Source organism: Mucilaginibacter sabulilitoris, assembly GCF_034262375.1.
GTDB classification, from domain to species: Bacteria; Bacteroidota; Bacteroidia; order Sphingobacteriales; family Sphingobacteriaceae; genus Mucilaginibacter; species Mucilaginibacter sabulilitoris.
Window position 1 is genome coordinate 2,893,330 of record NZ_CP139558.1, and the last position, 22,835, is coordinate 2,916,164.

The window sequence follows — 22,835 nt, forward strand, 5'->3', positions numbered from 1 at the left end:
TACACCAACTACCAATAACAAAACAGCTATGAACTTTTAGCATCGCCCTGCACACCTATGAAAAAAAAGCCCGGTTCAGCGAAACAGAACCGGGCGAGTATTTAACGCTTTAGCCCGTCATTGCCTTCGAAAACTAATGACCGGTTATTATTAAACCCCTTAAAGTTATGAAAAAAAACGGACCGATAAGGTTCCCTAACCTGATTTACCCTTTAATGAAATTACACCAGTTACTAAGATTATTTTTTTGTATTTCGGCTTTAGTTACCGCAGGCAGTTTGGCTGCCCTGGCACAATCACCCCTTGATAAAACAGTTACTCTCAGTTTTAATGATGTACCCCTTAAACAGGCGTTTGATAAGCTAACAGCCGCCAGTGGGGTACGGTTTACCTATAACGAGGCCGTTGCGGCCAGTAAAGTTAAACTAACCATTAACGCGCAGGCGCAAAGCCTGAAACAGGTACTTGATGTGGCGCTTGCTAATTACCCCTATAACTATGCTCAACTGGACCAGGATATCCTGATACGCTATGATGCCGAAAAGCTAAAAAAGTCCGTCGCCGGCCCGGCGGCAAAACCGGCAGCAGGAAAACACACCATCAGCGGGACCGTTACATCCAAACAGTCTGGTGAAACCATGATCGGTGCGACTGTTCGTGTAGCCGACGGCAACCAGGGAACTGCGACCAATGGCTATGGTTTTTATTCACTTACCTTGCCGGCAGGTGATCATCAGTTAGTAATTAGCGCCATAGGTCAAAAAACAGCTGTTATACCTGTTTCGCTTACCCAGGATAAAAAACTGAATATTGCGCTCGAAGATAACGCGCAGGAATTGGAGACCGTGACCATAACCGCTACACAGAAAGGTGCACGTGATTTGAAAAGCCCCCAGATGGGTGTGGAACAGCTTAGCATTAAGGAGATCAACAACGTGCCGGTATTGCTTGGCGAACATGACGTAATTAAAACCATACAATTATTGCCCGGCATTAAATCTGCAGGTGAGGGAAGCGGCGGCTTTTATGTACGCGGCGGGGCAACCGATCAGAATTTGCTCATGCTTGACGAGGCTACGGTATATAACGCATCGCACCTGCTTGGTTTCTTTTCTACGTTTAACTCCGATGCTATCAAGAACGTAAGCGTTTATAAAGGCGATATGCCCGCACAATACGGCGGCAGGCTGTCGTCTGTAATAGATGTTAAAATGAACGATGGTAATAACCAGAAGTTTGGGGTAAGCGGCGGCGTGGGCGTTATAGCGGCCAGGCTTAATGTGGAAGGGCCTATTCAAAAGGGAAAATCATCATTCCTGATATCGGCACGCCGTACTTACGCCGATATGTTCCTGAAATTTGCCAAGGATACCACCATAAACCGCAGCAAGCTATATTTTTATGATTTGAATGCCAAGGCTAATTATGTTTTGGGCGACAGGGACCGCATTTATCTTTCCGGCTATTTTGGTAAGGATGTATTATCGGCCGATAATGTGGCCGGTATTAATTGGGGTAACACCACAGGCACGCTGCGATGGAACCACATTTTTAATAATCGTTTCTTCTCCAACACATCGCTTATTTACAGTAATTATGATTATGAGATTCACCTGAAACAGGATGTTAATAATTACAACATCACCTCGCGCATCAGGGACTGGAACCTGAAAGAGGATATGCAATATGAACTGGGCGACAATCATTCGCTGAGTTTTGGGATTAACAGCGTTTACCATACCATTAAACCCGGTGAAATATCGGCCACGGGGAACTCGGGTGTCGTATCGCAAAACCTGGAAACCCGCTTTGCCTGGGATAACGCCGCATACCTAAGCGATACCTGGAAAGCTACCGACCGCTTTAGTTTAACATATGGCGTACGTTTATCGGCCTTTAGCGTTATAGGGCCAGGTACTTATTATAATGTTGATGCCAACGGCGATATAACCGATTCCAAACGTTACAGTTCGGGGCAGGTGGTTAAAACTTATGTAAATCCAGAGCCGCGTGTGGCCGCAGCGTTTCAGCTGAATGATGTAAGCTCGGTTAAGGCATCTTACGCTCGCAACGCGCAAAACCTGCACCTCATCAGTAACTCAACCCCGGGTTCGCCTACAGATAAATGGGTAGCAAGTACCAACCTTATTAAACCCGAGTTGGCCGACCAGTTTTCGGTAGGATACTATCGCGACCTGAGCGAGCATAAATATGAGTTTACCGTTGAAACCTACTATAAATTGCTACAAAATCAGGTCGATTATCGTAATGGGGCCAATATTTTTACCAATCAGCCAATTGAAACCCAGTTGCTGTATGGCAAAGGCAGGGCTTACGGAGCTGAATTCTATATTAAGAAAAAAACCGGTCGTTTAACGGGTTGGGTTAGCTATACGCTCTCTAAATCAGAACGTCTTATTGATGGTATTAACGACAATCAATGGTATAATGCCCGGCAGGACAGGACACATGACCTGGCCGTGGTAGGTATATACAAACTGAATGAAAAGTGGACATTATCTGCCAATTTTGTTTTCTATACCGGTGATGCGGTTACTTACCCCAGCGGCAAGTACCAGGTTGATGGGGCTACTTACTACCTGTATTCAGACCGTAACGGATCGAGGATGCCAGCCTATCACAGGCTTGATCTTGGCGCTACCAAACAGCTAAAGAAAACCAAAAAGTTTAGCTCAGAGCTGAGTTTTAGTTTATATAACGCATACGGCAACCGCAATGCCTACCGCATATTTTTCAGAGATAACAAAGATGATCCGAACAGAACAGAGGCGGTAAAAACCACTTTATTTACGTTTGTACCCTCAATTACTTATAACTTTAAATTTTAATTACCATGCATATTACACGTTTTTCTGCCTTATTCATACTGCTGGCCGTGTTTAGCTCCTGCGAAAAGGCGATAGACCTGAAACTGGAGAACAGCGACCCCAAATACGTGATTGAAGGCACCGTTACCAACGAAGCCGGCGGCGCCAAAGTGCTGTTAAGCCAGTCGAAGAAATTTACCGACGACAATACCTTCATTGGCGTAAGTGGCGGCCAGGTTAGTGTGGAAGCTGACGGCACTGTTTATCAGTTTGAAGCTACCGGTACCGGTGTTTACCAAAACACGGCACTAACCGGCATCCCTGGCCATACCTATCACTTAAAGGTTAAGCTGAACGATAAAACGTTCACCTCTGCAAGCACCATGCCTCAACCGGTAAGTTTGGATAGTATTTATGTAGTGAATGATGAATTTGCAACCAATAAGGATGGCAGCAAAATGCGCCTTGCTACGGTTAAATATAAAGATCCTGCTGATATACAAAACTATTACAGGTTTGTACAATATATTGATAACAAAAAGGAGAAAACCGTTTTTGTTGATGAAGATGAATTTACCAACGGGCAAACTGTGAACAGCCGCCTCAACTATGATAATGATAATGAGGACCCCGCCCGCGAGATCAGGGCAGGTAAGCAGCTAATGGTAGAGATGCAGTGCATTGACGCGGCGGTTTATAAATACTTTTTCAGCCTTACTACCGGTGCCTCCGGCGATGGCAATAACGCGGCCCCCTCAAACCCGATGAGTAATATCTCCGGAGGTGGCCTGGGCTATTTTAGTGCCTATACCGTAACCCGTAAAACACTAACCGTTCCCCAAAATTGATCTGATTTTTCAGAATATGCAAAAAGCTCCTCAAAACAGGAGCTTTTTTTGTTAAAATGCATTAAAAATAACACTATTTGCGCGTTTTAATTCGATTTTTCGCACGGAACCGGTGCCCTGAAAGGTATAAGCCAGCCCAACAATGTTCATTTTTTTTGAAGGCATTACCGACTCATAGGCCAGCTTGTCATTAACGTAATATTGTATCTTGGAAGCAGTACTCCGGCAGGTAACCTTTACCCATTCTGACGATTCAATACCAAAACCCGAAAAATCCGTTTTCTTGCCCGATACCATGTTGTGCCCATCGAGTAAGTTAAGTTCTGATACGCAACCCTTCGCGGATAGGGGGATAGCTATAGGTACCTGATCTGTTATGAGCCCTACTTCCATAAACCGGCATGTGGCGGCGCCTTCATAATACCCGTTTTTAACCTCAACACTAAAAGAAAAATCGCTGAGTGGTACGGGTGTAAAATTACCCACATTATAAAACTCAACTATAGGTGGCTGAGGCTCAAGCTCTATGTTCTTTTTCAGGATGGCTGCTACCGGGAGCACCATGGCATCCTGCTTAATAAATTCACTCTTATTAAGGTAAACCGGAATGGGCTTATGCGCTATCATTCCCAGCCAGCCATTGGTGGCTATAATGAGGGGGAGTTCCTTAACTATTTGTTTATCAACTACTAATTTAGCATGGTATGAGCCGGGACGATAATAAACCGAGGTGTGTTGGTGCCGGTTTCGGTCAACCAGGGTACGCGTCATCGGGTCCCACGATTGTTGTATGTAAACCGAGTCGGTAGGTGAGGTTTTGGCATCATAACTAAAAACTACAGAATTTGGAATATCGCGCGTAACCGGCTTATAACTAAATGAATATGCCTTTCCATTAACCGGTGCGGGCTGCTTCCTGATGTACATCGCTATCAGGGTTGCAATAATAATAGCAATGATAACTATCAATATCGCATTTAAACCGCGATTTGTTTTTTCTTTTGAAGGGGCAGGTGATCCTATATTTTCATGGTTAGCAGGATGCACCGCTTGTTTGTGCTGCCGCGTAAATACCCGCCAGTTTTCAAAACCGGCAAATCCGGCCAGTGTATCAAGTGTAGTAGTACTGGGTAAATGGTTGTATTCTACCCGTCCCCAAATCCTGCGTAGGGTGCTTGCACTGAGTGAAACCTTTGTTTTTTTGAAGATGAGCAGGTTCAGGTTTTCAAAATCCTTGCTTTGCCATTCATTGGCATCGCCCCAGTCAAGTTGCTGCTCAATAATTTTCAATAATTGATTTATAGCAAAGGCATCCATGGAGGCTTTTTTTGAAGTTAAAGTTATAAAACAAGACGCATCTCTACAGCTTTTCGTGACATCAAAATAGATAATTTCTGTTAGTATATAATGTGCTGTTTTTCAGTATGATGCAACTTGAAAAAACTTGAATGATAAATGAATTGCTGCCATAAGCCAACAAATATAAGTTTGCTTCTGGCTGATCGCATATTCACCTCATCATAAACCATTTGTCTTATCCGAACCCAAATGAAAAAACTGATTTATCTATTCCTGATCCCATTATTAGGTTTAAGCGTAAACCTGAGCGCGCAAACAAGTTTATGGAACACTCCTGATGCTTATTTAAGTCAAAAGCCACCGGGAGATAAGCCGCAGATATTTGCACAAACATTACTTACCAAAGCCGATACATTTGCTTTTGACCGGGTTGCTTTTTCGGCTGACGGAAAAGAATTTTATTACCCTTCAAATAACACCTGGTTTGATAATAAAGCATCAAAGATCAGGTATTTTAAATATGAAGGAAAAAAATGGAATGGCCCGTTTGTGCTGAACGAAAAATATTACGCACCTACTTTTTCAATAGATGGTAACACACTGTATTTATTAGGCGGCGGTACGCCAGATACGTTGCACTCAAGGGTATGGCAGTCCAGACGAGAGGCAGACGGCTGGTCTGAACCATCTATATATCTACAGAAAGACTATGGCCTTTATGATTTTATGCCTACGCAAAGCGGTGTTAGTTATGTGGGCAGTAATGCTCACCAAGGTAACCGCCGGGACTTTAATACCTATGATATTTGCGAACTGCGGATGTCTGATAAAGACACCACTATCACAAGTCTTGGCCCGCCTGTGAATACCCCGGGTTTCGAAGGGGATTTTTATGTGTCGCCCGACGAATCATACATTATTGTAAGCGCGAAAGAAACTAAAGATTTTGAATGCGAGCTATATATCACTTTTCATAAGCCCGATAAAACCTGGACAAACCCCGTAAGCCTTGGCCCGCAAATAAATGACGGAGTGGCGCACCGATGGGGCGAATATGTTACCCCGGACGGTAAATACCTGTTTTATTCCAGAGGTACCAGTCCAAAGGATTGCCACATTTATTGGGTGCGGTTTGATAATCTGCTGGCGAAATTGAAACGAGAAAACTTAAACGGTAAATAAAAAATCATGAAGAAGATAGTTTTTATACTCACATTTTTGTTAACAGGGAATATATGGACGGTTTTTGGCCAGCAGCAGGCTTTTGACCTGAGCCGTATGTTAACCGAAAATAAATTGATCATATATCCCGGTAAACAGGTAACGCAGCTTAATAATGACAATAAACGGGGGGTAAGCTGTAACAGTATCGTTTGGCTCAAAGATGTCAATTTTAAACAGGGCACAATTGAGGTTGATCTGCGCGGTAAAGATGTATTCCTGAAAAGTTTTTTAGGTATTGCTTTTCATGGGATAGATACCAATACCTGTGATATACTTTATTTTCGTCCGTTTAACTTCCGACATGCAGATACCCTGCGCAGAAAATGGTCAGTTGCTTACATGAGCCTGCCCGATAATAATTATGCAGTACTGCGTAAAGAACACCCGCTGGTTTATGAAAATGCAGTAAATCCGGTACCCCGCCCCGATGAATGGTTTCACGCTACCCTTGTGCTTAAAGATAAAAGGTTAAGCGTTTATGTAAATCATTCGCCAAAACCTTCTCTGGAAGTTACCTTACTTAATGAACGAACCGATGGGCTGTTTGGGCTTTATGCCGATGGTCTTCCAGGAGATTTTGCTAACCTAACTATTACTACCGAACCATGAAAACAATATCAACAACAATAGCATTGCTTTTTTGCTTATCCTGCGCTTTTGGGCAACAAAATAAAGCTCCCGATAATGAAGCAGCGGAAAAGTTCAAAGCATATAACAGAACGGTCAGCATCACGAAAGATAATAATTCAATCGTGGTGAGTGTAAATGAAGCCGAAGGCCCCGGTATAGCATGGATTAACGGTTGGCAGTTTACCGAAGGTACAATTGAGTTTGATGTTAAAGGCAGAGACCTGCTTCAGCAAAGCTTTGTCGGGATAGCCTTTCATGGAGTTAATGATACGACCTATGAAGCGGTTTACTTCCGCCCGTTCAATTTTAAGACGACCGACCCGGTAAGAAAACTGCATGCGGTGCAATATATAGCCAACCCGCAGTTTGACTGGTTAAAGCTACGGACCGATTTTAACAACCAATATGAAAAACCGGTAAATCCGGTACCAAATCCCGATCAATGGTTTCATGCCCGGGTGGAGATAAAGGGGAACATGATAAGTGTATTTGTCAACCACAATCCGCTGCCTTCGCTTACGGTAAAACAAGTGGTTGATTTACAGGGGAATATGATTGGCTACTGGGCCGGTAACGGCTCAAACGGAAACTGGAAAAATTTAACAATCACCGCATTAAAAAAATAAGATCATGAAAACCTGGTTCGCATTATTACTATTGATGATAGCCGGCCGTTCGTTTGCTCAGCAAGCGACAGTAACACACAATTACACAAACATAAAGCCGGCTGAATGGATCATCCCTAAAACAGATACCTTAAGTTATGAATATGGCATCTATGCAAGTGCAAAAGCGCTCATTCTGAAAAGGAAATTTGGCAACTACAAATCGGCCAGCGTGGCTTACCCCAAAACACTCCATTTTAAAGACGGTATTATTGAGCTTGATATTGCCTCGCCTACAGGCAAGGCCGGTTATGTGGGTATGGCTTTCCGCATAGCAGATGCTCATCATTATGAAACGCTTTATTTCAGACCGGGTTCATCAGGTACTATTAACGCTATACAATATATGCCCAAAAAAAAGGCGGAGTTTAACTGGTGGGATTATGAAGCCGAAAAATACCAGGCCAAATCCTCACTGCCACTTACGGCATGGTTTCATGTAAAAGTTATAGTGAAAGGGCGCATGCTCACAGTGTTTGTAAATGATCAGCCCAAACCGGTAATGACTTATAGCACACTTGACCCCGATCTTAAAACCGGTTCAGTTGGTTTTTGGCTGGGGAACAGTGCATCTGGAGCCTACAAAAATCTGGTTGTAAAAACTTTTTAAACCTTAGTATCATGCTAAAAAACTTTTTCAAGACTGCCTGGCGTAATATGGTGCGCCATAAGGTACACACCATGATTAATGTAGCAGGCCTTGCCCTTGGCATAACTTGCTGTCTGTTTATTTTTTTATGGGTACAGGACGAAGAACGTATTGATAATTTTCATCCCAACGGGAAAAACCTTTATACCATTTATCAAACCACAACTGTTAATGGTAAGGTAAACGGCATTTATTTGTCGCCGTTAAAATTTGCGGATAATAAGCCGAACTTTTTAATGGAGGACATAAAAAACGCCATCCCCGAAATAAAATATGAAGCTTATTATGCTACAGGCTATGAACTCCCATGGGGCCATGCCGAAACATTTCAGGTAGGCGAAAAAATAGTGAAGCTTGAAGGCTCACGTGCCGGGAAGGACTTTTTTAAGATATTTAACTATCCCATTATTGCAGGTAGTGCCGAAACCGCCCTGCACGATATGAGCGGTATTGCGATATCACGAAAAATGGCAGCGATGTTTTTTAATAGCCCTGAACAGGCCATAGGTAAAAGCTTACGTTATGAAAATAAACTTAACTTTGTAGTGTCGGCGGTTTTTGAGGATGTACCCGCGCAAAGTTCCCTGAAATTTGATTTTTTACTGAATTGGGATGCGCAAAAAAGGTTACTCGAATGGTCATCCAATAGTTTTCAAACCTATATCGTGTTATCCCCAACGGCCGATCCGGAAAGAACGTCGGTCAAAATAAATCAGTACCTGCAGCCCCGTCTGGATAAAATACCTGGAGTACAAACGCAAATAGGGTTGCAGCGTTTTGGCGAGCAATACCTGCACGGCAATTTTGTAAACGGAAAACCCGAAGGGGGGCGAATTGAATATGTACGCATCTTCAGTGAAGCCGCCATTTTCATACTCATTATTGCATGTATTAATTTCATGAACCTGGCAACAGCACGCTCGGTTAAACGGGCAAAGGAAGTGGGGGTGCGCAAGGTGGTAGGATCTGGCAGGGGCAGTCTTATCGGTCAGTTTTTTGGCGAATCACTCATTTTTTCGTTCATGGCCATGCTGGTATCTGTTGTGTTGTTAGTTGTATTATTACCAGCGTTTGCACATTTTACCGGCAAGGACTTTAACTCGCCTTTTCTACAGATATCTTTCTGGCTTTCGCTGTTTGGCCTCACGCTGATTACTGGTTTTATTGCAGGCATTTATCCGGCACTTTACCTGTCATCGTTGCAACCGGTGCGTATTTTAAAGGGTGTGCTCCGTTTTACCCAGGGCGCTATATGGTTCAGAAAAGGGTTAACGGTTTTTCAGTTCGTACTTTCTATCGTGCTGCTTATAGCCACGCTGGTTATAACGCGACAAACCAATTATGTTCAAAGCGCCCATTTAGGCTACGATCGAGAAAATCTTATTTACGTACGTATTGAAGGTACGCTGATGAAAAAAGATAATTATCTTTTATTTAAAGACCAGGCGCTGAAAATACCTGGTGTTGCTATGGTCGACCGTAGTACCGAAGCTCCTCATGCTATGAACTTTGTAGTTGCCGATGATATCAACTGGCAAGGGAAGGAAAAGAACGCGAGTGTTGGCTTTAAGCCCGCATCTGTAGGGTTTGATTTTGTAAAAATAATGGCATTGAAATTAGCCTATGGCCGCGATTTTTCAGCAGCTATTGCTACCGATTCATCCGATGCTTTTATGGTAAATGAGGAAGCCGTAAAGCAAATGGATTTAACAAACCCGATAGGTAAGTGGGTATCTGCCTGGAAAAAGAAGGGCCATATTATTGCGGTGCTTAAAGATTATCATACTCAATCGCTGCATGAACCTATAAAGCCGGTGATAATAGACGTAAAGGAAGGTGAATATTTTGGTGTAATCCTCATTAAAACACAGGCCGGTAAAACAAAAGACGTTCTTGCGGGCCTTACCAAAATATATAAAGATATTAACCCTAACTATCCCTTCGCCTATCAGTTTGTTGACCAGGAGTATAAGAAGCTATATAGCAGCGAGCTTATCATCACCCAGCTTTCTATTGTATTCGCGGTAGTTGCCATCATTATATCTTGTTTGGGTTTACTGGGGCTTGTAATGTTTTCGGCAGAGCAACGGGTAAAAGAGTTTGGCGTGCGCAAGGTGCTGGGTGCATCATTACCTCAGTTAACTTCGCTGTTTGCTGCCGACTTTTTACAGTTGATAGGTATTGCTTTTTTAATAGCGGCACCCCTGGGTTGGTTTGCTATGATCAAATGGCTACAGGGTTTTGCATACCGTATTGACCTGTCATGGTGGATATTTGCCCTTGCTGGTATAATTTCGTTGTTTATTGCTGTGGCAACGTTAAGTTATCAGGCAGTTAAAACGGCCATGGCCAATCCGGTTAAAAGCTTACGTACTGAGTAACGGGTATGTTATTTTTTTAATGATTGCAAAATAAATGTTGAGCCGGTGCCTATAATGGCGCCGGCCGCAACATCTGTTGGATAATGTACACCCAGGTACATCCTCGAATAACTTACCGAGCCCGCCCATAAGTAAGCCGGCGCTATCACATACCATTTTGGATATGCCCTTGACAAAGCTGTTGCAGTGGCAAAGCTGCTGGAGGTATGCCCCGAAGGGAATGATGTACTGCCTGCCCTGTATACCGGTACAATATTAATATTCTGAATAAAGGGTCTTGGCCGTTTAACAATGTGCTTTATTAAAAAAGTGAGCCCGAAGGATAGGGCGGTGCTGCTGGCTACATAAAGCGAGTTTTGCCTCATTTCTTTATTGTTACTGATGATTCCCCCTGCCAGTAAACCCGCCGGAATACCAATGTCGCCATAAAGATGGGTGCGGCTTAAAAACAGGAAAACACCGGTTTGTTCGGGCGTGCGCTGCTGTTGCAGGTCAATCATGATTTTATCGTCAAGCTTTTGAAGTCCCGATTGTGCTGCTGATACAGAAGTATAAAATAATAGTATTAATGACGGCAGGCCAAAAAGATATATTTTTTTGATCGGATTCATAGCAGTGTAGGTTTGGTATTGTGCCTGTTTAAAACTATAACATAAACGTTATCAGGCAGATTTTATTCCGTCGTAAGAAACGGTTTACTATAATTTTATAAGGCGGTTTTAAATTTAATACTAAGGTAATATGCGTAACAAAAGTATGTAATAACTTTGAGCAGTTGATTAAAATACGAAAGTCCCCAAAGCGCTCGCCGCCGGGGACTTTCAACCTAAACCTTATCACAATGGGCAAACAGAGTGTTTACCCTTATAGATACCGCAAGTATATGAAAAAAAATGTTAGGCCAATAGGGCATTATAATCTTTTGCACTAAAATTGTGCTTAAAATGACACTTTTGTACACTTTATGCAGTTTTTTGCGCAACGATTTGTGGTGTATTTACTCCTTCTTTAGATTTTGCCATTAAATTTCTTCCTGCCAGTAATAATTCCTGGGTAATATTGCGGGTATAGGTTTTAATTTCCTGCTGAAACTCATTTACGGAGGCACCAGAGCGTATTTCTTCTAAACGCTTTTCCCAGTTGCCGGTAAGTTCTGCCTGGGCAATTTTCTGATCTTTTACCACATAATAAACTCCGAGCCCGGTTTGGGTAGGTACCAGGTTTTTTTTCTCACGGATAATATAATCTCTCTTGATCAGTGTTTCAATAATAGATGCACGGGTGGCTGGTGTGCCAAGGCCGCTGTCTTTCATAGCATAGCGCAATTCTTCATCCTCAATTTCCTTACCGGCGGTTTCCAGCGCTTTTAGTAGTGAGGCTTCATTATACAACGGTTTGGGTTTGGTTTGTTTTTCGAGCAGGCTTTTTTCTGGTATGGGCAAGCGTTCATCCTGCTGCACTTTAGGGAGGCTGGCGTTTTCTTCGTCCTTTTTTTCTTCATCGGGCTCATTCAGTACGGCACGCCACCCCGCCGAACTAATTACGGTACCGCTGGCGGTAAATATAGCGCCGGATTGCACCGTTATTTTGGTGATCTCCTTAATACACTCCTGGTGAAATGCTTCGAGCATGCGGGCAGCCACCAGATCATAAACAGCTTGCAGGTCATTCGATAGCTGGTGGGGCGTTTCGCCAGTAGGGAGTATGGCATGGTGGTCAGTTACCTTTTTAGCATTTACGCTGCGTTTGTTGAGCTTAGTGCCTGTAAGGAAAGTAGCCTGTTTTCCAAACTCGGGGTGTTCTTTAAATTTGTCAATAAGCGTGGGTACGGTGGCAAATACATCATCCCCAATATAGCGGCTGCCGGTACGCGGGTAGGTTACCAGCTTATTTTCATATAGAGTTTGCAAAAGGCCAAGAGTTTGGTCGGCGGTAAAGCCTTTACGTTTATTGGCCTCCTGTTGCAGGCTGCTAAGGTCATGGAGCAAAGGGGGCGGTTCCTTACGTGGTTTGGCCTCTACACTCAGAATGTGGCCGCCATTAGGGAAGCCCGAGGGAACATCCTCAACTTTGTCAACCACGGCCTGGGCTTCTTCTTTGGTTTTAAAACTATCTGCAGAAATGGCGCGGAACACCTGCCCGTCCTTATCAACCTGAATGCTTACCTGGTAATATAGTTGTGGTACAAAGTTTTTATTTTCAAGATAGCGCGAACAGATCATGGCCAGTGTTGGCGTTTGCACGCGGCCCAGCGATAACACCGCACGGGAGCCCGACGAAATGCTGAGCGCCTGTGTGGCGTTCATTCCCACCAGCCAATCAGATTGGGAGCGACAATGTGCCGAGTTAAACAGCGTATCATAATCGGTACCGGGTTTCAGGTTGCGGAAACCTTCTTTAATGGCCTCGTCAGTTTGTGAGGAAATCCAGAGCCGTTTAAAGGGCTTTTTGCATTTAAGGTAATAGTAAATGTAACGGAAAATAAGTTCGCCCTCGCGCCCAGCATCCGTAGCTACGATGATCTCGGTGGCTTCATCAAACAATGTTTTTATAGTATCAAGCTGTTTCTTTACCGACGGGTCTTCTACAATGCCATCTTTGGTTTTAACCTTGCGGATGCTAAGCTTGAACTTTGGCGGCAGCATGGGCAGGTTTTGTACATTCCATCCATAAAATCCGTATTCCTGCGGAGGGGCCAACTGCAGCAGATGACCAAACGCCCAGGTAAAAGTATAGCCTTTGCCCTCCATATAGCCGTCTTTTTTGGCAGTGGCGCCAAATACTTTGGCAATTTCCCTGGCTACGGATGGCTTTTCGGCGATAATAACTTTCATGGGCAGGATGTTCAAATTGAATATAAGGGGCGAAAGGTAGACAAACCCCGCCACCGCCGCAACGATTGTTGAAAAAAGTCAGCGTTCAGGTGATCTAAGTCCTTTTATTAAACAGGTTCCTTATTTGGTGGTTTGAGCACCCATTTTTGCGCCTAATTTTTCATATTCAATATCGTTAGGCTGCCATAATTCTATTTTGTTTCCTTCAATATCCATAATATGAACAAACTTGCCGTAATCCACGGTTTCCATAGTATCTAAAACGGCGACCCCTTCTTTTTTGAGTTGCACAATAAGCTCGGCTAAATTTTCAACCCGGTAATTGATCATAAAATCTTTACCGGAAGGTTCAAAGTAGGTGGTTTTTTCGGCAAAGGGACTCCATTGAGTAAAGCCTTTTTTCAGGGTATCGGCACCTTGTCGCCATTCAAACACTGCGCCGTACTGGTTTGTATGCAAACCCAGATGTGTTTGGTACCAGGCCCTCACTTTAGCAGGGTCTTTACATTTGAAAAAGATACCGCCAATTCCGGTTACCCTTTTGAGCCCGGCCGTTTGGCGTGTCGATGTAGTTAAAGCGGCTTTAAAGGCAAAGCCTGAGCCAAATGAGATAACAATGAGCAACAGGATGAAGATCAGTTTTTTCATGACAGGTTACATTTAAGTATTTGCACATGCTTTAATTAGTTTATGAAATTTAAGCATTATCGGGCGAAACAAAAAGATACTTAAGGAAAAATCGCCTTTCTGATAAGAGAAAGGCGATTTTATATTCAAGTTGGGGATAGGAATCTCCGGCAAATGCAGTTAACTATTCTTATTCGCTATCCTCATTCTTGATTCCTTTAAGCAGGGCGAAAATAGCCATAGCGTGGCCGTGACCCAGTTCAAAATCATCTTTAAGCCATTTTACAATATCGCCTGCTTTGGCTTTGAGCTCACCGTTTTGCGTAAAGCCTTTTTCTTCAGCCAGTTTTCTGAAATCTTCAGGACCTTTACCTGTTTTTGATTTGATAGTGTTTAAATATCCCTGGAATGACATTTTTGATATAATTTAAGGTTTATTAATCTGATAGTTATGTTATTAATGAGCCATGGTCAGGAAATCTTCAACCAAGGCGGCAAATATCTCTGGCATCTTGCTGTCCTTATCCGGAAAAAATGCTTCTCCAAAATATTCCCCGTGACCTCCCGGTAAAATAGCCAGTCGTCCATGTGGTAATACATGGGCCATTTGAGCGGTATGCTCAGGAGTTGGCAAATCTCTGTCGCCAATAACCACCAGTGTTGGTGCCTGGATAGATCTGATCTGGTCGTCTGTCCAGTCCTTAAATATCAACATACGCTGAACATCTTTATTAAACATGTTCATGAGCGCCGCTGGGTCGCTGTTTATTTTGGCATATTCATCTTTATAAATCTGTGGCATACTGCTGAATTGCGGATTTTTAAACCCTTCCCAAAAACCTGCCGGTACGGCATCTCTTTTATAAAAAGCCGAAGCAACAATGAGTTTATTTACCCTGTCGGGATGATCAATGCCCAGCTGCAGAGCGGTTTGTCCACCATTGCTGAAACCAAAAATATCTGCTTTAGGTATATTGAGTTGTTTTAACAGTTCGGCCACGTCATCGGCATCCTGCTTAAACGTTTCGGGCGCATCCCTATCGCCGGTGTGGCCGTGAGCCTGTAACTCAACGGCAATTACCTGATGTGTTTTGGCAAATATGGGCAACACTTTGCTAAAGCTGGTTTTAATAGTTGAACCGCCGCCGTGTATCAGTACCAGGGGTTTACCTGTACCATGAACTTCATAATACATTTTAATGCCATTTATCTGCGCATACTGGCCTTGCTCTTTTGTTTGGGCCTGTATGTTGCTTGCTGTCATCATTGCCATTATAATTAATGGAATTTGAGTGAGTGTGTTATTTACGTTTTTCATTGTAGTATTTTTTTAATGGATGATGAATCTATTATTGCTTATATTGATTTTGCATAATGTTTTCATGACCCTCATGTTTTATAATTCAAATTTACTGTCGCTCATTTAATTATTAAATGGGCATATCCGACATTTAACAGGGTACTTTGCGACAATAAAAGCAATAACCTGTTTTTGATATTATTTGGATATGCCGCTGCTCCAAATTGTTACGATGAAAAACTATCTGAATGTAAGTTTTTGGCATTTACGTTGCTGTTGGTGTAGCATTAACCGGGTTTACTACTATTTTTTCCTTTTGGTAACTGTGTAATGCATTTATAATTTTTGAAGGGCTGCGCCATTCAAAAACGTGAATAATCCAGAGCGTAACACGCATAATGCCGGTGGCATGGGCAAGTCCACCGGCAAGTTGCGTAATGGTTTTATCACGGGCGGCTATGCATTCGGTATAGGCAAGGTTTTGTTTCTTTTGCAGGTCTTCGGCAAAGCACCAGGCGCCGTCGCGGGCGTTGCTTATGCTGAATTGTATAAGAATAGAATAATTAGAGGCATGTAACCCCAATAACGAAAGCAATGGCGATACCCTGGTGATCTCATTGATCACCTCGTAGGTTAAAGCCGAGATAATGGTGTTTATGGAGTCAAAATCTTTTTGTACACCATCCATGTTCCCGTCAGATACTTCAGCCGCGGCTATACCCAAATCGAGGTTGATATGAGCGTTCATGCCCAGCAGTAATTGCTGTAAAACCAGGGGTGATGATTTTTCGGTCATTTCAAAAGCTATACGCCATGAATCGCTAAGCGGCTGCTTGTTTTTCCAGGCGCTCAGGGCATCCAGATAACGGTTGGCAAATACCACGTCAAATTTTTCCATGCGTGGCCCATTCTCAAATTGACCTTTGACAATACCATCGCGCACACTCGCGGTTACTTTATAATACAGCGATGCAAAGTAACCCATGCGGCTATTGGTTGCAATACTTTCCGTAATGATAGCTTGCAGCGAATTAATGATTTGATTAATAGTGGTTGCAGACATGTTTAAGGATTAAGGCTTAGATATTGCTATAAATTTAAATAAAATAACAACTCAAGTTGAAAGTATATAGGTGCTTTTTTCCTACCAACAACCAATTTAACTTACTAAGAACAAATTGAGCCGGCAATCGCCATTTTTAAATCTTATTTAACTGTATATCTGTCCTTTATGGTATTGGTCTAAAATTAAAAAACCATTCATTTCTTTATCGCAAATTGGAAGAAAAAGCGGGGTTATGTGCCTGAAAATTAGTTTTTTAATTACTTTGTTTTTGATATATGCATTCGGTGCACTTGGCCAAATGAATACCAAACAAAAGGTTATTAAACCTAAGCAAACAAACAACGATATAACAGTAGACGGTATATTAAACGAGCTTGAGTGGCAGGATGCAGATATGGCTGCAAACTTCATCCAAAATTATCCGTCAGATTCCTCTTTGTCGCATGGTAAAACAAAAGTTAAGGTTTTGTATAACGAAAAATACCTGTATATAGCCGCGGAGCTGTTAAATGCCGATAATGCGCAGGAAAAATATGTAGCTTCATCTCTTAAACGCGATTTTCCTTTACTGGAAAATGACGTATTTGGTTTAACTATTGACCCGTTTGGTGATCATATTAACGGTTATGGGTTTTATCTGAGTGCTTATGGGGTACAAAGGGAAGAGCAGGTTTTTAACGGATCAAAACAGGATGATACCTGGGACATCAAATGGTTTAGTGCCGTTCAGCATACCGCTATCGGGTGGACTTTGGAGATTGCCATCCCTTTTCGTTATCTGCGGTACAGTCAAAGTTTGGATAGTTGGAACGTTAATTTTTTGAGAAATGATGTGGTTAACAATGAAAGATCATCATGGGTGGCCATGCCTCGTAATTTTACATTCCCCAACCTGGCATATTCCGGAAAAATTAAATGGCCACAGATACCCAGGCAGGCTTTAAAAAATATTTCCCTTATACCCAGCCTTACTCTCAGTGCAAATCAAAATAAAAAAGAGAAAATACAATCAACTGTAAAACCATCGCTTGATGCTAAGGCCACCCTTAATTCATCCCTCAACCTCGACCTGACTGTTAATCCCGATTTTTCGCAGGCGGAGGTAGATGACGCGCAGGTTAACCTAAGCCGTTTTGAACTGTCGTACCCCGAAAAGCGTTTGTTCTTTATTGAAAACAGCGATCTTTTTTCACAGTTTGGTGTCGATAAATTGGGTACATCTCCGGTAAGACCTGTTTACTCGCGACGGATAGGTTTAAAATATAATGCCCGACTTGGCCAGTTTGAACCTGCCCGTGTTATTGCCGGCGCAAGGCTAAGCGGTAAGATCAGTAATGATCTGCGTATCGGTGTGATGTCGGTTCAAACCGCTTCGCAAAGCGCGAAAGATTCTACAGACAATACATCTCCCGGTCAAAGCTATAGCGTAGTAGCCTTGCAGCAAAAGGTTTTTTCGAGCTCCAATATTGGCGTTATTTTTACCAACAGGCAATCAACCGGGGCTGATAATACTACAGATAACACATTATCCGGAAAATATAACCGGCTTATTGGGGCTGAATATAACCTTACCTCAAGAAATGGTGAATGGACGGGCAAGCTGTTTGAACAGGTTATGTTTACCCCACAAAAAACAACATCATCACAAGGAGGATGGTTAAACTATAACACACGCCACACCATAAGCTGGGTTGGTTTTACCCGGGTAGGGAAAGATTTTAACCCTGATCTTGGATTTGTGCCCCGCGATAATTTTTCTAATGTTTATGGCGAACTAAGTTATATAGCCTATACCAAATCAAAGTCGTTACTTTTTTTGAGGCCCGTAATACATTACGAGTTGTATTTTGACCCTGCATATACGCTTACAGATCATTCATACATAGGCGGAACTGAAATTGCTCTCAACAATACAACGGATATTTACCTGCTGTTCCATAATAGCTATACGAGGTTGATGCAACCATTTAACCCGGCTTTGAATAATGGCAAAGTATTGCCCGCGGGCAGTGCTTATACTTATAACTTTTTTTCTTTTTACTACCTGTCAGATTTACGGAAGAACTTTGCCTGGGAATATTTTTTACGTTTTGGGAAATACTTTAACGGCACCTATACCGAACACAAGGGCTATTTTAATGTGAAAATACAGCCCTGGGGCATCGTTGGTATTAATTACGATATAAATATGGTTCGCCTGCCTGCTCCTTACTCCAACAACAACATTTACGCGGTGGGGCCCAAAGCTGATATATCTTTTAGCCGCAAACTTTATTTTAACGCCAACATACAGTATACCAGTGCGAACCGGAATTTGAACTTCTTTTTCAGGCTGCAATGGCGGTTCAGGCCGCTGTCTGACATTTATGTAGTTTACAGTAATAATCAAAGTACGCAGCCCTGGCAGCGCCAGAACCATAATTTAACCATGAAATTTATTTATTTCTGGTAATGATATTAAAGAGCCACCCGGATAACGTAAGATATTATCTGAGGTTTAGTTGATCAGCATTATTAATGTTGTTAGCGCCCCGGGGTGAGATACGGGGCGCATTTTTATTATGATTGCAGGAAAATTGTTTCAGGATGACAGGATGTTAAAGCGGTTGAGGGCTTTCATGGTTGTGTTTTTATAATTACGGCCAATAGGGATACTGAAATCATTGATCCTGACCGTGGCGGGGGTAAAGGTAGACACTTTTTCGAGCGCTATGATAAATGAACGGTGCACGCGAATAAATTTATTCTCCGGTAATTTTTGTTCCAGGTAACTGATCTTGTTATAGGTAATTATTTGTCCGGTTGTTATTTTAACCCTTACATAATCGCGCAGGCTTTCTATATAAATAATGTCTTTCAAATACACCTTTACCATTTCCCTTTCCTCGCGCAGGTAAATGTATGATTCATTAAACGAGTGCAAAAGCTGATAATCAGGTTCGGTAAAGGGAGCGTTCAGTTTTTGGCCCATTACCTTGCTTACCGCTTGCAGAAAACGCTCGAACGAAATAGGTTTCAGGAGATAATCAGTAACATCAAGATCAAATGCTTCAATGGCGTAATCGCGATAGGCCGTGGTTAAAATAATTTTCGGCCTGAACGTTAACGATTTCAACAGTTCAATACCAGTGATCTTGGGCATTTGAATGTCCAAAAAAAGCAGGTCTGCCTGGCGGTTTTGCAGATAGGGCAGGGCGTCCATCACATTGCGGCAGGTTTTTATCAGTTGCAGGCCCTCTACCTTTTCAATGTATTTCTGAAGCAGCTCAAGGGCCAGCGGTTCATCATCCAATACCAAACATTTCATAATCAAAAATTATTGGGCAGGTCTATCTTTAAAGTCACTAGGTAAGTTTCCGCATCAAAAATCTGCAGCTCGTAGCCGTCCCTGTAAATTAAATCTAATCGTTTTGTGGCATTTTGTAAGCCGATTCCGCCCTGGTGTGTTTCTTCAGTTCCGTTTTTCTCGCTTTTGCTGTTCTCTACTTTGATAATAAGTTTACCATCATTAACCAGTATATCAATATGTACCCAAACCATGCCTGTATCATTACAAAAACCATGTTTAAAGCTGTTCTCAATAAAAGGAAGTACCAGTAATGGGGCAATTATATAAGATTCTGTACCCGTGAAAATGTTTAATGATACGTCAAGGCGGTCGCCATACCTTATTTTTTCGAGCGTGATGTAATTCTCAATATAATCTATTTCCTTTTGAAGTGGTACAAAGGGTTTGTTGCTGTCGTAAAGCATATAGCTCATGAGCTGCGAAAGCTTGTGAACTATTTCGGGCGCTTTTGACGACTTTTTAATTGTTAAGGCATACAAATTATTAAGTGTGTTAAACAGAAAATGCGGGTGGATCTGCGCTTTGAGATATTTGAGTTCGGCTTCCAGTTTTTCATTTTTGTACTGTTGTTTTTCCTGCTGGCTTACATACCACTGCCTCATAAAATGCAAAGTGGCTACAATACCCACCACTGAATATATCCCGAATATTTCCATGATTATTTTGGGAGCATAAAGCAGGGGGCGGATCAGGCCTTCGGGGTAAAACTGTGCATAAATAAAATTATAACTAATAGAGCGTTGAAGCAGTCCAAATAGCACCACGGATATGAGCATATAAATGGTAAAACTTACAGGCTTTTTATAATCATTATAAAATTTAGCAAACAGGTAGAAGGTAAAATAGGTGGCCAGGATTTTTACAGGTAAAGATATACCGGCCGATATCATGCGCTTATAAGGCACGGCCTCTACATTTGACGAAATGGGCCCGTCATAAATATAATAGACAACCCAGAACAGCAAATGGGATAATATTTTTTTAACGGGGGTTATAGACTTGCCTGTGATAATTTTCATGCTTCTCTGCCTCAATTATTAAAATTAATTAAATAACTGTAACAGAAGAAGTAAAGCCTACCAATAACCAATATAACCTGCAAACGGCAGGATAATCATTACATCATTTCTTTAAATATATCTTCAAAAGTTTTATTCTTTTGTTTTTGAAACATACCGTCAAACCTTTCGTTTATGGGGGTGAGCAGCTCGATGCATAGCTGCTTATCCTCATCACTTAAACCATGCATCATCATTTTAGCAACCTTGAGCACCCTCTCTTTTGCAATTTTTATGGTTTCTTCGCCTTTTGGGGTTAGCCTGAGCCTTTTTACCCGTTTATCATCCGCATCTGGATATTCATCAACCAAGCCACGTTTTTTGAGCCTGATGAGCATATTGGTGCCGCTTGAAAGCTCAATAATGTTGTTATATATCGCTTCAGATTTTATAGGGTTAATCTGGTTAAAAATAGTAACCAGTATGCCAAATTCTTCTATCTGATCAAGCCCGGTATCCTCCAGCGCCTTGTTTGAGTATACCATGTGGTATTTGCCGATCCGCCGGAGCAAGATCATGAGTCGTCCGTTAATATCCGGAAGCAATTGCCATTCCTGGGCGGGCTGTTTTTCAGTCTTCTCGGATAACGAAAGCTGATGCCTGCAAAAATCGTCGATAGTCGCGTTGGGGTTTTGCTCTTCGTAATCGCCCCATAATTTAACCAGTTCTACAGTTTTGTTCAATTTAATTACTCCCTTTTGGTAGCAAATGTAAAAAAATGACAACAATATTTTGTATTTTACTTCCAAATGGTATAAATTTGTATTTAAAATACAACCAAAAGGTATTATATATTGACCGGAATATGCTTTGTGGATTGTAAGTTATTATTATTCAAACAATTGTAATAAATTTTATTAAGTATGAACACTACGTTTTTTTTGCAAAGTTTATTAACGCTGCATATTAGCGGCTTAATTTTAATGGCCGGGACCACTATTATTGATTATTCTACATTTAAAACCTTTTGGAAGTTAATTGATAGCGGGCAAGAGAAATCAGAAGGTTTGCTTGAGGCTACCTCTAAATTTTCAAAGCTGGCCGGAATAGGAGCGGCGTTATTAATATTTACCGGCTTTGGCATGATGGCCTTAACCCATGGTGTTTTTGGAGAACAATTATGGTTCAGGATAAAATTCGCACTGGTAATTATCTTAATTCTGAACAGCTTGCTTGTTGGCAGACGGCAGGGCCTGAAACTCCGCAAAATCGTTGAAACCGGGAGTGTCAATATAGCATTGCAAACCAGTGGATTAAGGGCTATACTTAACCGTTTTTACTTTATACAACTGGTTATCTTTTTCGTCGTCATTTTTTTAAGCGTTTTTAAATTCAATTAAAAAGCGCATCACAGTTACTTTAATAAAGATTGTAAAATGGAACTTGAACAAAAATCGGAGCCTTTCAGGCTGTTAATTATAGGAGCAAACGGAGGAATAGGCAAACAATGTGTAATAACGGCGTTAGAGGCCGGGCATTATGTAACCGCGGTACTGCGTACCCCGGCAAATTTAAGCATAATACATGATCACCTTGAAATTGTGCAGGGCGATATTATGCATCCGGATGCGCTTGAAAAACATATTCAAAACCAAGATGTCGTAATATCAGCAATCGGTACAAGGGGTGGTTTTTTTAGTGATAAGCCAACCACACTTTATTCACAGGGTAATATGAACATTTTACAGGGAATGGAAAAAGAAGGTGTAAAGCGAGCTTTTTTTATTTCCGCATCGGCCATTGAAATAAGTCCGGTGCTTCCTTGGTTTGTCAGGTTTGTTGAAAAATATATAGTGCAAAAACTGTTGAAGCACATGTATGCCGATTTAACGGAAATGGAAAAACAGGTAAGGAGAAGTAACGGTAGCTGGACCATCATTCGGCCACCGCAACTAACTGATGGGCCACAAACAGGCAATTACCGCATTGCGATAAACAGCTTTCTGAAAAACTGTTTAAAAGTTTCCAGGGCTGATGTAGCTCACTTTATCATTAATAATATACTTAATACAGATACTTATAAGGGTATTGTCGAAATTGGATATTAAAATATTATTTATTTAAAGTTATGTTTTCC

20 protein-coding genes are annotated in these 22,835 nt (G+C 41.9%); 10 read left to right on the forward strand and 10 right to left on the reverse strand.

Going from position 1 to position 22,835, the window contains the following annotated elements:
* Positions 1–167 precede the first annotated feature (167 nt).
* Both SNE25_RS12480 and SNE25_RS12485 read left to right on the forward strand, forming a co-directional pair.
* Positions 168–2,849, forward strand: a complete 2,682-nt coding sequence (locus SNE25_RS12480) for a TonB-dependent receptor (RefSeq protein WP_321565434.1) — start codon at positions 168–170, stop codon at positions 2,847–2,849.
* A 5-nt stretch (positions 2,850–2,854) separates the two neighbouring features.
* Positions 2,855–3,676, forward strand: coding sequence for a DUF4249 domain-containing protein (locus SNE25_RS12485; protein ID WP_321565435.1), 822 nt, complete (start codon positions 2,855–2,857; stop codon positions 3,674–3,676).
* A 51-nt stretch (positions 3,677–3,727) separates the two neighbouring features.
* On the opposite strand, the gene SNE25_RS12490 is transcribed toward SNE25_RS12485, so the two are convergent.
* The gene (locus tag SNE25_RS12490; protein ID WP_321565436.1) at positions 3,728–4,993 is read right to left on the reverse strand and encodes a hypothetical protein; all 1,266 of its coding nucleotides are present in this window, start codon (positions 4,991–4,993) and stop codon (positions 3,728–3,730) included.
* A 231-nt stretch (positions 4,994–5,224) separates the two neighbouring features.
* Here SNE25_RS12490 and SNE25_RS12495 point away from each other — a divergent pair, with 231 nt between their 5' ends.
* Genes SNE25_RS12495 through SNE25_RS12515 form a run of 5 tightly spaced genes read left to right on the forward strand, consistent with a single transcriptional unit; the run spans position 5,225 to position 10,524 of the window.
* A complete protein-coding gene (locus SNE25_RS12495; RefSeq protein WP_321565437.1) occupies positions 5,225–6,157 on the forward strand; it encodes a hypothetical protein in 933 nt (310 codons plus the stop codon).
* Positions 6,158–6,163: 6 nt separating this feature from the next.
* Positions 6,164–6,808 carry a hypothetical protein gene (locus SNE25_RS12500; RefSeq protein WP_321565438.1) on the forward strand — a complete coding sequence of 215 codons (645 nt, stop codon included), beginning with the start codon at positions 6,164–6,166 and terminating at the stop codon, positions 6,806–6,808.
* Positions 6,805–7,455: a hypothetical protein gene (locus SNE25_RS12505; RefSeq protein ID WP_321565439.1), complete on the forward strand. Its 651-nt coding sequence runs from the start codon at positions 6,805–6,807 to the stop codon at positions 7,453–7,455. Before SNE25_RS12500 ends, SNE25_RS12505 begins: the two co-directional genes overlap by 4 nt.
* A gap of 4 nt (positions 7,456–7,459) precedes the next feature.
* Positions 7,460–8,104 (forward strand): hypothetical protein, encoded by a 645-nt coding sequence (locus SNE25_RS12510; protein ID WP_321565440.1) that lies wholly within the window; start codon positions 7,460–7,462, stop codon positions 8,102–8,104.
* An 11-nt stretch (positions 8,105–8,115) separates the two neighbouring features.
* Positions 8,116–10,524, forward strand: coding sequence for an ABC transporter permease (locus SNE25_RS12515; RefSeq protein WP_321565441.1), 2,409 nt, complete (start codon positions 8,116–8,118; stop codon positions 10,522–10,524).
* Positions 10,525–10,532: 8 nt separating this feature from the next.
* Here the strand turns inward: SNE25_RS12515 and SNE25_RS12520 are convergent, their stop codons facing one another.
* The 6 genes from SNE25_RS12520 to SNE25_RS12545 all read right to left on the reverse strand — a co-directional run bounded on the left by SNE25_RS12520 (position 10,533) and on the right by SNE25_RS12545 (position 16,348).
* Positions 10,533–11,135, reverse strand: coding sequence for a phosphatase PAP2 family protein (locus tag SNE25_RS12520; RefSeq protein WP_321565442.1), 603 nt, complete (start codon positions 11,133–11,135; stop codon positions 10,533–10,535).
* Positions 11,136–11,486: 351 nt separating this feature from the next.
* Entirely contained in the window at positions 11,487–13,358 is a 1,872-nt protein-coding gene (topB, locus tag SNE25_RS12525) for a DNA topoisomerase III (RefSeq protein ID WP_321565443.1), read from the reverse strand.
* A gap of 120 nt (positions 13,359–13,478) precedes the next feature.
* On the reverse strand, positions 13,479–14,006 hold the full coding sequence (locus SNE25_RS12530; protein ID WP_321565444.1) for a VOC family protein: 528 nt from the start codon (positions 14,004–14,006) through the stop codon (positions 13,479–13,481).
* A gap of 169 nt (positions 14,007–14,175) precedes the next feature.
* Positions 14,176–14,400, reverse strand: coding sequence for a DUF4287 domain-containing protein (locus tag SNE25_RS12535; protein ID WP_321565445.1), 225 nt, complete (start codon positions 14,398–14,400; stop codon positions 14,176–14,178).
* A gap of 42 nt (positions 14,401–14,442) precedes the next feature.
* Positions 14,443–15,303, reverse strand: coding sequence for an alpha/beta fold hydrolase (locus tag SNE25_RS12540; protein WP_321565446.1), 861 nt, complete (start codon positions 15,301–15,303; stop codon positions 14,443–14,445).
* A gap of 247 nt (positions 15,304–15,550) precedes the next feature.
* Positions 15,551–16,348: a DUF5995 family protein gene (locus SNE25_RS12545; protein WP_321565447.1), complete on the reverse strand. Its 798-nt coding sequence runs from the start codon at positions 16,346–16,348 to the stop codon at positions 15,551–15,553.
* Between the two features lie 301 nt (positions 16,349–16,649).
* On the opposite strand from SNE25_RS12545, the gene SNE25_RS12550 reads away from it, so the two are divergent.
* Complete coding sequence (locus SNE25_RS12550; protein WP_321565448.1) at positions 16,650–18,803, forward strand: DUF5916 domain-containing protein; 2,154 nt, start codon at positions 16,650–16,652, stop codon at positions 18,801–18,803.
* Positions 18,804–18,932: 129 nt separating this feature from the next.
* Here SNE25_RS12550 and SNE25_RS12555 read toward each other — a convergent pair whose 3' ends face one another.
* The 3 genes from SNE25_RS12555 to SNE25_RS12565 all read right to left on the reverse strand — a co-directional run bounded on the left by SNE25_RS12555 (position 18,933) and on the right by SNE25_RS12565 (position 21,441).
* Entirely contained in the window at positions 18,933–19,658 is a 726-nt protein-coding gene (locus SNE25_RS12555) for a LytR/AlgR family response regulator transcription factor (protein WP_321565449.1), read from the reverse strand.
* 2 nt (positions 19,659–19,660) lie between these two features.
* Positions 19,661–20,719 carry a sensor histidine kinase gene (locus tag SNE25_RS12560; protein WP_321565450.1) on the reverse strand — a complete coding sequence of 353 codons (1,059 nt, stop codon included), beginning with the start codon at positions 20,717–20,719 and terminating at the stop codon, positions 19,661–19,663.
* A gap of 98 nt (positions 20,720–20,817) precedes the next feature.
* Positions 20,818–21,441, reverse strand: coding sequence for a MarR family winged helix-turn-helix transcriptional regulator (locus SNE25_RS12565; protein ID WP_321565451.1), 624 nt, complete (start codon positions 21,439–21,441; stop codon positions 20,818–20,820).
* A 180-nt stretch (positions 21,442–21,621) separates the two neighbouring features.
* On the opposite strand from SNE25_RS12565, the gene SNE25_RS12570 reads away from it, so the two are divergent.
* Together SNE25_RS12570 and SNE25_RS12575 are read left to right on the forward strand one after the other, a co-directional pair.
* On the forward strand, positions 21,622–22,098 hold the full coding sequence (locus SNE25_RS12570) for a hypothetical protein (protein WP_321565452.1): 477 nt from the start codon (positions 21,622–21,624) through the stop codon (positions 22,096–22,098).
* Positions 22,099–22,134: 36 nt separating this feature from the next.
* A complete protein-coding gene (locus SNE25_RS12575; protein WP_321565453.1) occupies positions 22,135–22,806 on the forward strand; it encodes an NAD(P)-dependent oxidoreductase in 672 nt (223 codons plus the stop codon).
* Positions 22,807–22,835 lie beyond the last annotated feature (29 nt).

Coding starts and splice junctions, on each gene's coding strand:
- SNE25_RS12490 (WP_321565436.1), bottom strand. CDS start 4,993: ATGGATGCCTTTGCTATAAATCAATTATTGAAAATTATTGAGCAGCAA.
- SNE25_RS12560 (WP_321565450.1), bottom strand. CDS start 20,719: ATGAAAATTATCACAGGCAAGTCTATAACCCCCGTTAAAAAAATATTA.
- topB (WP_321565443.1), bottom strand. CDS start 13,358: ATGAAAGTTATTATCGCCGAAAAGCCATCCGTAGCCAGGGAAATTGCC.
- SNE25_RS12480 (WP_321565434.1), top strand. CDS start 168: ATGAAAAAAAACGGACCGATAAGGTTCCCTAACCTGATTTACCCTTTA.
- SNE25_RS12505 (WP_321565439.1), top strand. CDS start 6,805: ATGAAAACAATATCAACAACAATAGCATTGCTTTTTTGCTTATCCTGC.
- SNE25_RS12550 (WP_321565448.1), top strand. CDS start 16,650: ATGAATACCAAACAAAAGGTTATTAAACCTAAGCAAACAAACAACGAT.
- SNE25_RS12545 (WP_321565447.1), bottom strand. CDS start 16,348: ATGTCTGCAACCACTATTAATCAAATCATTAATTCGCTGCAAGCTATC.
- SNE25_RS12515 (WP_321565441.1), top strand. CDS start 8,116: ATGCTAAAAAACTTTTTCAAGACTGCCTGGCGTAATATGGTGCGCCAT.
- SNE25_RS12530 (WP_321565444.1), bottom strand. CDS start 14,006: ATGAAAAAACTGATCTTCATCCTGTTGCTCATTGTTATCTCATTTGGC.
- SNE25_RS12520 (WP_321565442.1), bottom strand. CDS start 11,135: ATGAATCCGATCAAAAAAATATATCTTTTTGGCCTGCCGTCATTAATA.
- SNE25_RS12510 (WP_321565440.1), top strand. CDS start 7,460: ATGAAAACCTGGTTCGCATTATTACTATTGATGATAGCCGGCCGTTCG.
- SNE25_RS12495 (WP_321565437.1), top strand. CDS start 5,225: ATGAAAAAACTGATTTATCTATTCCTGATCCCATTATTAGGTTTAAGC.
- SNE25_RS12570 (WP_321565452.1), top strand. CDS start 21,622: ATGAACACTACGTTTTTTTTGCAAAGTTTATTAACGCTGCATATTAGC.
- SNE25_RS12535 (WP_321565445.1), bottom strand. CDS start 14,400: ATGTCATTCCAGGGATATTTAAACACTATCAAATCAAAAACAGGTAAA.
- SNE25_RS12500 (WP_321565438.1), top strand. CDS start 6,164: ATGAAGAAGATAGTTTTTATACTCACATTTTTGTTAACAGGGAATATA.
- SNE25_RS12485 (WP_321565435.1), top strand. CDS start 2,855: ATGCATATTACACGTTTTTCTGCCTTATTCATACTGCTGGCCGTGTTT.
- SNE25_RS12555 (WP_321565449.1), bottom strand. CDS start 19,658: ATGAAATGTTTGGTATTGGATGATGAACCGCTGGCCCTTGAGCTGCTT.
- SNE25_RS12575 (WP_321565453.1), top strand. CDS start 22,135: ATGGAACTTGAACAAAAATCGGAGCCTTTCAGGCTGTTAATTATAGGA.
- SNE25_RS12540 (WP_321565446.1), bottom strand. CDS start 15,303: ATGAAAAACGTAAATAACACACTCACTCAAATTCCATTAATTATAATG.